The 9,194-nt window shown below is 67.8% G+C and carries 7 protein-coding genes and 1 pseudogene; 5 read left to right on the plus strand and 3 right to left on the minus strand.

The window, feature by feature from the left end:
* The first annotated feature begins 283 nt into the window (after positions 1–283).
* Entirely contained in the window at positions 284–688 is a 405-nt protein-coding gene (locus tag ABZ904_RS49260; protein ID WP_359410718.1) for a nuclear transport factor 2 family protein, read from the plus strand.
* A 789-nt stretch (positions 689–1,477) separates the two neighbouring features.
* On the opposite strand, the gene ABZ904_RS49265 is transcribed toward ABZ904_RS49260, so the two are convergent.
* Complete coding sequence (locus ABZ904_RS49265) at positions 1,478–2,575, minus strand: NADH:flavin oxidoreductase/NADH oxidase (protein ID WP_359410717.1); 1,098 nt, start codon at positions 2,573–2,575, stop codon at positions 1,478–1,480.
* A 741-nt stretch (positions 2,576–3,316) separates the two neighbouring features.
* Here ABZ904_RS49265 and ABZ904_RS49270 point away from each other — a divergent pair.
* Positions 3,317–3,502, plus strand: a complete 186-nt coding sequence (locus tag ABZ904_RS49270) for a DUF5808 domain-containing protein (protein ID WP_359410716.1) — start codon at positions 3,317–3,319, stop codon at positions 3,500–3,502.
* 141 nt (positions 3,503–3,643) lie between these two features.
* Here ABZ904_RS49270 and ABZ904_RS49275 read toward each other — a convergent pair.
* Positions 3,644–4,707 (minus strand): annotated as a pseudogene (locus ABZ904_RS49275) (NAD(P)-dependent alcohol dehydrogenase).
* A gap of 229 nt (positions 4,708–4,936) precedes the next feature.
* Positions 4,937–5,638, minus strand: a complete 702-nt coding sequence (locus ABZ904_RS49280; RefSeq protein WP_361830700.1) for a type 1 glutamine amidotransferase domain-containing protein — start codon at positions 5,636–5,638, stop codon at positions 4,937–4,939.
* Between the two features lie 244 nt (positions 5,639–5,882).
* Between ABZ904_RS49280 and ABZ904_RS49285 the strand changes: the two genes are divergently transcribed.
* The 3 genes from ABZ904_RS49285 (at position 5,883) to ABZ904_RS49295 (ending at position 8,885) form a co-directional block, all read left to right on the plus strand.
* Positions 5,883–6,797 (plus strand): helix-turn-helix transcriptional regulator, encoded by a 915-nt coding sequence (locus tag ABZ904_RS49285; RefSeq protein WP_361005519.1) that lies wholly within the window; start codon positions 5,883–5,885, stop codon positions 6,795–6,797.
* Between the two features lie 32 nt (positions 6,798–6,829).
* Entirely contained in the window at positions 6,830–7,450 is a 621-nt protein-coding gene (locus ABZ904_RS49290; RefSeq protein ID WP_359410713.1) for a TetR/AcrR family transcriptional regulator, read from the plus strand.
* A gap of 466 nt (positions 7,451–7,916) precedes the next feature.
* Positions 7,917–8,885, plus strand: coding sequence for a helix-turn-helix domain-containing protein (locus ABZ904_RS49295; RefSeq protein WP_359410712.1), 969 nt, complete (start codon positions 7,917–7,919; stop codon positions 8,883–8,885).
* Positions 8,886–9,194 lie beyond the last annotated feature (309 nt).

The following is a 9,194-nucleotide window of genomic DNA, read 5'->3' on the forward strand; positions in this document are numbered from 1 at the left end:
CCATGCACCGCCTACAAACCCCCGCCGTAGAACTCATGGAAACCCCCATCCCCCACACCCACCACACCTACGGCCCCCAATTCCACACCACCTGAGAACTCCTAACCGAATGGATCGAAGATGGGGTCAGCCGGGTGGCGGTCACTCGACGCCGTTGCCACGGTGGACGGCTACTGCATTCCGACCCGGCCAGAGGGAGGACTTGGCAGTCGGCGTCAGCCTGGCCCCGGGCCGGCTGTGGCCCGGAGTGCCTCGGCCGTCACCGGTACGGAGGGGCGGTGCCATGGATCCTGACTCCCGGACCAGGGCCGCGATCGAAGAGCATTGGCGGGCCTCGGAACGCGGGAACACCGAAGCCGAGCACGCCATCTACGCCACGGACGCGATCCTGGACTACCCGCAGTCAGGTGAGCGGTTCCGGGGCCGAGCGGCGATTTCGGCGCAACGCGGCGGGCACCCGGCCGACCGACACTTCACAGTCCAGCGGATCACCGGCCACGCGAATCTGTGGGTGAGTGAATGCGTGATCACCTACGACGGTGTGCCCTCGTATTCGGTGAGCATCATGGAATTCGCTGAGCAGCACGTGGTGCACGAGACGCAGTACTTCGCCGACCCCTTCGGCGCGCCGGCCTGGCGGGCCACGCTCGCGGAGCCGATGCCGGGCCGAACCATCGCCGGAGCCTGATTCTTGGCCTCGTTCGGGTCAGCCGGCCGGCAAGCCTGTCACTTTGTTGAAGTTCTAAGAACTCCTATCGCGAATGACTTCAGGCGTCTCCAGCAGATGAGCGCGCATGCGAGGGTGAGGAAGGCCTCGTGGATGTCGTCGCGGCTCTCCCGGCGGATCCGAACGCGGCGCAACCAGTGCAGGTGGGCGAACGCGCGCTCCACGAGCCGGCGTTAGGTGCCGACTCAGAAACCGTGCCCGGTGCCGCGCCGGGCCATCAGCGGTTTCACGCCGAGGTTTCGAACCAACTGGCGGTTCTTGTCGTGGTCGTATCCGCGGTACGACGCCGACCGGATCGACGGGTTCGACTACGACATCGATGCGGTGCTGGTGCGCGCCGCCTCGGCGGCGGATGAGTCCGCGCTCGAGGACGCGCTCGCCCTCTGGGGCTACGGCCGGATTCCTTCGGCTATCCGTGGGAAAGCGATGACCCCCGGCAAGACCTCCTCGCCCATACAGATGCATGGTGAAGCATCAGGACAGCCTGCACGAGATCGGTCGTCCGGGAGGTGCTGCATCTACCCGCGGCTTCACCGCTCCACCAGGCCGACTTCCGGACCCGCTGGACGGGTTGGAAAGGGCTCAAGGTGTCGCTTCCGCTGCCTGTAGCAGAGCGTGCGAGAACACGGCGGTCGACCGGGGAGAACTACTGGCTCGAGGCGCGCCGGAGACGGAATCCTCGGGGGAAACCCCTCGTCCGTCTCCGGCGCTCTGCCCCACGCGCCCTTCTCCCTGGCGCGCGGTTGTCGCTTACGCGCGGTGGTACTGGTCCGGGGTCGCGACCTCACCACCGAGCTCGACGGCGGCGTGGCGTGCCCAGTACGGGTTGCGAAGCAGTTCGCGCCCGAGCAGCACCGCGTCCGCCTTGCCCGCGGCGACGATGGCCTGCGCCTGGGTGGGATCGGTGATCAGACCGACGGTCGCCACCGGCATGTCGGTCTCCGAGCGAACTCGTTCGGCGAAGGGCAGTTGGTAGTCGGGCCCCACGGGAATCGTCACGTCTGCCACGTTGCCGCCGGTCGACACGTCGAACAGGTCGACTCCCCGGGCGCGGAGCTCCTTGGCCAGGCGCACCGTCTCGTCCGCGGTCCAGCCCTCGCGCGCGTCGCCGTTCTCTTCGAGCCAGTCGGTGGCGGAGATACGGAAGAACACCGGCAGGTCCTCGGGCCACACCGCACGCACGGCTTCAACGACCTCGATGGCGAAGCGGGTGCGTCCCTCGAAGGAACCGCCGTACTCGTCGGTGCGCCGGTTGCTGAACGGAGACAGGAACTGATGGATCAGGTACCCGTGCGCACCATGAATCTCAGCCACCTGGAACCCCGCGTCCAAAGCGCGCCGGGCCGCGTCCGCGAACTCCCGTACGACAGCTCCGATCTGCTCCACCGTCAGTTCCTCGGGAGTCGCCGCGTCCGGCAGCATCGGGATCCCGCTCGGGGCCACGGGCGTCCACCCGTACTGCTCCTCGGGCGCGATCGGCGCTCCGCGGTTGACCCAGGTCCGCTCGGTCGAGGCCTTGCGGCCGGCGTGGGCAAGCTGGATCCCCGCGACGGTGCCCTGAGACTTCAGGAAGTCCGTGATCCGACGGAATGCCTGCACCTGGGTGTCGTTCCAGATGCCGAGGTCGTAGGGGCTGATTCGGCCCTCCGGGCTCACCGCGGTGGCCTCGGTGATGATCAGGCCAGTGCCTCCGGTCGCCCGCGCGGCGAGGTGCGTGAAGTGCCAGTCGTTCGGCACACCCGCGAGTTCACCTTCCGGTGCTGCGCTGTATTGGCACATCGCGGCCATCCAGATGCGGTTCGGAATGGTCAGCGATCGAACGTGATAGGGCTCGAAGAGCGTACTCACAAAAGGTCTCTCCTGTAGTGCGACAAGCGGCCCCGCGGTGGCCGCGTGGCCGAACGGCGGAGTGGGTCTCCGGCCGCTCTTGGTTGCGATCCGCATACTTGCAAACGCACTCTATAGGCGTATGCATTCCTTGCCGGGCAGAGAATTTCCGGTGCCCGGCAGTAGTCGCCCCGTGACGATACGCAGTCGCGCAGGGTCGGGGCGGATCAAGCCGGCGACGTCAGGATCAGCGCGGCTGGCCCGGCCCGCCGGACGAGCCCGGCAGCGGACACGTCTTCCGAGGGCGCGTGGGCGTCGTTCCCGGCAGCGCCCAGCCCATCAGCACCGGGCTGCCCGCTGCGGCGGCGGAGGTGCCGTCGCCGCTCGCTGCTCCCAGCTCCTCACTGAGCAGGCTCGCGCAGCGCCCGTCCGGACCGGCCCGGCCGCCTCGGGGCTGCGGGCGAAGACGGGCCGGTTCCAGTCACCACTCACGGTGACGGGTGCGGTCATCGGCGGCTACCAGATGGCTGAGGGTGGCGCCGATGCGTTCCTTCTCGGCCATCGAGGAAGCCCGGCGTCGATCTCCGCGACCGCACGACCGGCGGTGACGTTCGGCCGCGTGCCTGCCGGCAGGCACCGCGCGCGGCCTTTCGCGCTCTCGGCGACACCCCCGGGTGCTGCGACCGGAAACCTTCACCGGTTGGTGGTGTCTCTTGTGCCAGGTAGGTTCGTTCCAGAGGGTCGGGTCTCTGGAGGCGGGCCATGAACTGGGACGATGATCGCCACTGGCATGGGATCTTCTACGTCAACAAGGATGATCCACGGCTCGCCGTTCCCAAGCGCATCGGATGGGGCCGGACCTTGAACTACGGCCACCCGATGGCCTGGGTCTGGACGTTCGGCGCTCCCCTCGCCGTGGGAGTGATCGTCTACCTGGGCAAACACTGACGCCACGGTGCTGCGTACCTCGCGATATCCCGGTGACTTGGGAAGCAGCCGGCTTTGACGTTCGGTCGTGACTACTCAGACCGGTGAAGGTTTCCGGTCACAGCACTGGCCGTCGGCAGCGTCGCCACGCCGTCCCGTCCGTCAGATCGTGGCCGTGTCGATCACGAAGCGGTACCGCACATCGCTCTTGAGTACGCGCTCATACGCCTCGTTGATCTGGTCGGCGCGGATCAGTTCTATCTCTGCGCCGATGCCTTGCTCGGCGCAGAAGTCCAGCATTTCCTGGGTCTCCGCGATGCTGCCGATGTTGGAGCCGGCCATGGTCTTGCGGCCGGTGACGAGGGAGAAGAGGTCGAGGGAGATCGGCTCCTCGGGCAGGCCGACGTTCACCAGGGCGCCGTCGGTCATCAGCGTCGGTCATCAGCAGGGACATGTAGGCGCCGTAGTCGAGCGGGGCCGAGACGGTGGAGAGGATGAGGCCGAAGGTGCCCTCCAGCCCCTCGTAGGCCGTCGGATCGTTGTTCGCGCGGTAATGGTCGGCGCCCAGGCGCAGGCCGTCGTCCTTCTTGCGCAGGGACTGGGAGAGGACCGTGACTTCGGCGCCGAGCGCGTGGGCGATCTTGACGGCCGGATGGCCCAGGCCGCCCAGGCCCAGCACCGCCATCTTCCGGTCGGGACCGGCGCCCCAGTGCCGAAGCGGGGAGTAGGTGGTGACGCCGGCGCACAGAAGCGGCGCGGCGACGTCCAGGGCAAGGCCGTCGGGGATGCGCGCCACATAGTTCTCGTCGACGACGATCGCCTGGGAGTAACCGCCGTAGGTGGGCTCGCCGTCCTTGTCGAGTGCGTTTGTACGTATCGACCTTGCCGCCGCCACCCGCGCAGTACTGCTCCTGGCCGGCCTTGCAGTTGTCGCAGCTTCGGCAGGAGTCCACCATGCAGCCGACACCCACGCGGTCGCCGACCTGGAACTTGGTGACGCCTGGGCCGACTTCCCGTACGACACCTGCGATCTCGTGGCCGGGAACCATGGGGAAGATCGCCTCGCCCCAGCCCGCGCGTGCCTGGTGGATGTCGGAGTGGCAGATGCCTGCGTACTTGATGCCGATCAGGACGTCCAACTCGCCCACCGCGCGACGCTCGATGGTGGTGCGCTCCAGCGGAGACTTGGGAGCGCGCGCGGCATAGGCAGTAGTGGTGGTGGTCATACGAGAGGTTCCCTCAACGATTGGTTCCGATGTAGTCCGTGGTCGCATGGCATGAGCAACCTGGTAGGTGCGCTGATCCGGCGGTCGGGTGGTTGGTGGCCAGGCCCTTTGGCGCGACGCCTGTCGGCAGATCGGCTCAGAACTTTTCGTGTTTGAGGCCTTGTTCGTGACCTGCGGCTGCGCGGAGCGGGGCGGGACCCCGCCCGTCAGGGACGCGACGAAGCCGGGATCAGCGGTCGGTGAGTGCGGCAACGACCCTTTCGGCCAGCGGCTCGCTGGAGGCGGGGTTCTGGCCGGAGAACAGGTTCCCGTCGACGACGACGTTCGCCTTCCAAGTCTCTGGCGCGGAACGAACGACGGCTCCGCGTGCTGTGAGCACGGTCTCGACCAGCCACGGTGCTCGGTCGGCGGTGCCGTTGAGCCGCTCCTCCTCGTTGGTGAAGACGGTCAGGGTGCGTCCGGCGAACAGCCAGCGTCCGCCCGGCAGGTTCGCCGACAGCAGTGCGGCGGGGCCGTGGCACACCGGGGCGATGATCTTCCCGGCGGCGTCGGCCTCGATGAGGATGCGGCCGAGGTCGGGGTCGTGGGCCAGGTCCTCCATGGGACCGTGCCCGCCGGGCAGGAAGATCGCGTCGTAGTCGGCCGTGTCGATGTCGGACAGCGTCCTGGGGTGGGCGAGCGCTTCGGCCGCATCTTCGATGTAAGCGGCGAAGGCGTCCGCCTCGGGACCGGCTACCTCGGGCCGCAGGCTCACGGGGTCGGCGGTCGGCTTTCCGTCCTCGGGGGCAGCGATGTCGACGGTGAACCCGGCCTGCGTGAGGATGCGGTGCGGAACCACGAACTCCTCGGCCCAATAGCCGCTGGGGTGCTTGCTGCCGTCTGTCAGCGTCCAGTAGTCGACGCCAGACAGCACTATCAGGATCCGGGCCATATCGGCACTCACTTTCTTCAGGGGGATGCCACTTGGGGCTCAGCGGTAAGGAGGCGATCGGGGTGCGGCCGGGTCATCAGACCTGGTAGTTACCGGGCTGGCCTCCGCAACCCAGAACACCACGCGGCCTCCGGCCCGCGGAGGCCGCTTCCCGGCCCTGACCTGCCAGGGAATCGGTTGCATAGGACTCAGCGACCCCCCTTCCCTGGTCGACCGCGGAATACCGCGGGCGCAGAATGAAGGCATGGCCAGAAACGTCGAGCTCAGCGAGTTCTTGCGCTGGTCCCGAGCCCGCATCACCCCCGAGTCGGCCGGGCTTCCCGAGCGAGGGGCCTACCGGCGGGTGCCGGGGCTGCGCCGGGAGGAGGTCGCCCACCTGGCCGGGGTGAGCACCGATTACTACACGCGCCTGGAGCAGGGGCGGCAGATCACCCCCTCCACCGGGGTGCTGGAGGCCATGGCCGGCGCGCTGCGGCTCGACCCTGCCGAACACGCCCACCTCTTCGACCTCGCCGGTTCCAAACCCAGCAGTTCCCGCCGCTCCGCACCGGTCGTACAGCGTGTCCGGCCCCTGGTACGCCGGTTCCTGGACTCCTTCACCGACCAGGCCGGCTTCATCCTCGGACGCCGCACCGACGTGCTGGCCACCAACCACCTCGCCCGCGCGCTTCTGCCCGACTTCGAGGCGATGCCCGCGCGTGAGCGCAACCTCGCCCGCTGGATCCTGCTGGACGAGGCTGCCCGCTCGCTGTACCCAGACTGGGAACGGATCGCCGCCGAGATGACCGCGATCCTGCGCATGGACGCAGGTCGTCACCCCGACGACACCCGCACAGCCGAGTTGGTGGGTGAGCTGGCGGTGAAGAGCCAGCACTTCCGCCGCTGGTGGGCCGACCACAAGGTCTTCGACCGCACGCACGGCCGCAAACGCCACCACCACCCCATCGTCGGCGACCTGACCGTCGACTATCAGGCCTTCGCGCTGCCGGGCGAGGCCGACCAGACCCTGTTCCTGTACCTGCCGGCCCAAGACCAGGCGTCCCAGGACGCCTGGAAGCTGCTCGCCAGTTGGAGCGCCAAGGAACCAGCAGTTCCCGGGGGTACGAGCAGCCACAGCAGCGCCTCCGGGCGCACCGCGCACCCTCGGCGACTTGATTAGCTCTCTAGTTGGCGCTGGAACGGGCTCGCCTCGTGTTGAACGAACCGGATTCTCGGCATCACGGAGCGACCCGCCGTCGGATCCTCGAAGCCGCCTACCAGCTGATCATCACCAACGGTTACGCGGGCACCACGATCAAAGCGGACGCCGCCGAGGCCGGGGTCTCCGCCGAGACCGTCTACAAGGCGTTCGGCACCAAAGCGAAGCTGGTCAAGGATGTCTACGACGTGACGCTGAGCGGCGACGAGGAATCGGTCCCCATGGTCGAGCGTCCGGAGTTCCAAGCGCTGATCGCCGAACCTTCGGCCCGCGGCAAACTCGTCCACTACGCCGCTGTGTGCCGGATGGTCTCCAGCCGACTCGGATTGCTGCTCGACGTCCTTCTCTCGGGTGCCAAGGGGGGCGGTCCGGACCTCCGTGAGTTCGCCGAGACGATCAAGCAAGAACGCCTCCTGGGTGCCACGGCGATCGTCCGGCAGGTCCTGCAGACGGGCGGCGCGCGGGCCGGCCTCGACGCCGACAGGGCCCGTCATCTGATCTGGACTTTGAACTCGCCGGAGGTCTATCAACTCCTGTGCCGCGAGCGCGGCTGGACCGATGACGAATACGAGGACTGGCTCGCCGGGAGCTTCATCGCTGCGCTCATCGGCTGACACCGAGAACGGGGCATCATCCAGCGACGCGACCAGGACCGCCCTCCCAGAGCGACGCCGCTGCCGACCTGCCTGTGACGGGCATCCTGCGCATCGCGACGGCTTTATTCCTTCCTGAAGTTGGCGGGGTATGTGTTGAAGCACGGAACGCGTCAAGGCCGCACCCGGGGCTGGGGTGCGGCCGCCAAGTCTGTGGTCTGTCTGGGCGCGGTCAGTTCTCCGAGGGGATGCACGCGGCGATCTCCTGAGCCATCCGGTCCGCCTCGCGCATACCGGACTCGCGCCTCAGAGTGTCGACAACGGTAAATGTGACGTGTGACCTGCAGGAACTGTCGACGCAGTCAAGTCGTGCGCTCAGCGCATACGACCCCAGAGCGGTTGATCTCTTGTCTGATAACGTCGGCTGGCGAATCGCGCCATTGCCGGGCTTACCTCCTGCCGGGCGGTGATGACAGAAGGAGGCCCGGTGCTCGGTGCCCTCGGGATCAGTGAGTTCGAAGAGCGGGTCTACCGCACGCTCCTGGCCAAGCCGGACCTGACGGCGCGGGAGATCGCGGAGGACCTTGGCGCCACCTCCAGCCGAATACGGCATGCGGTGGCCCGGTTGGTGGAACTGGGCGTGCTGCGCACAGAAGGACACGGCCAGTACCGGCCGGTCAGCCCGCGGACCGCGTTGAGCGCACTGCTCGCCAAACGCCGAGCCGATTCCGAAGCGGCGTTCGCCGCAGTGGGAGACGTGGTCGATGACCTGGCAAGCGAGTACCGCGCCAGCCGACTGCAGGAGCATCCGACCGAGTTGGTGGAGGTGATCACTGGTGAGGCGGCCATCACCCTGCGGGTCGCCGAGCTGACCCAATCGATCCGCACCCACTTCTGGGTGCTGGACCGGCCACCGTATCTGGGCCCGTACAGCACCGAGTTGGAGGAGACCTTCACGAGAGATCTGCTGGACCGCGGCGTCGACATACGGTCCGTGTACAGCCCCGAGGCGCTGGAACAACATGGCAGATTCGAACTGATCACCCGCCTTGCCCAGCTCGGCGAGCAGGCCCGGCTCCTGTCGACCGTGCCGTTCAGGCTTCGGATCATGGACCGTCGTGTCGCACTGGTCGCACTGATCGGAGGACGGTACGACAGAATCGCCGTCGTCCATCAATCGGGTCTGCTCGACGCACTCCTCGAGCTGTTCGACGTCTACTGGCAACGGGCGCAACCCATTGTCTCGACGGCTCCGGTGACCCCCGACCAGCCGAGCACGGATGATCTCCTGCTGCTGAGAATGTTGCAAGCGGGCTACAAAGACCAGGCGATCGCCCGGCAACTGGGCACGAGCGCGCGCACCGTGACCCGCCGGATCGCCACGATCGCCTCCCGCCTCGGCCTCGAGACCCGCTTCCAGGTGGGCGCCGAAGCCGCCAAGCGAGGCTGGATCTGAGCCCGGCGAACGACGCCGTGCCACTTCTGTGGCGATGCGCGTCGAGTGGGCGCGGCGTACGCTGCCCCGGTGCGGTAGGACCGCGGACAGCGTGATCTTCCTGGTCCACGCGCCAACCCCTGGGATGCGAACAGAGCGCTCGCCGGTACTCGGTGATGCCGGAGATTCGGCAGTAGGACGGGCGGGACCGCGGGTGGCGGCCCCGCCCCTGTGACGTCACGCCGGGGCGGTTGACCAGCGAGGCGCTGCTCGCGCTGCGGCCGCACGCCCGCATCCTGCTGGTCCCCGCCGAGGAGGACGACCTCGTCG

The organism is Streptomyces sp. NPDC046900 (genome assembly GCF_040644975.1).
Lineage (GTDB): Bacteria > Actinomycetota > Actinomycetes > Streptomycetales > Streptomycetaceae > Streptomyces.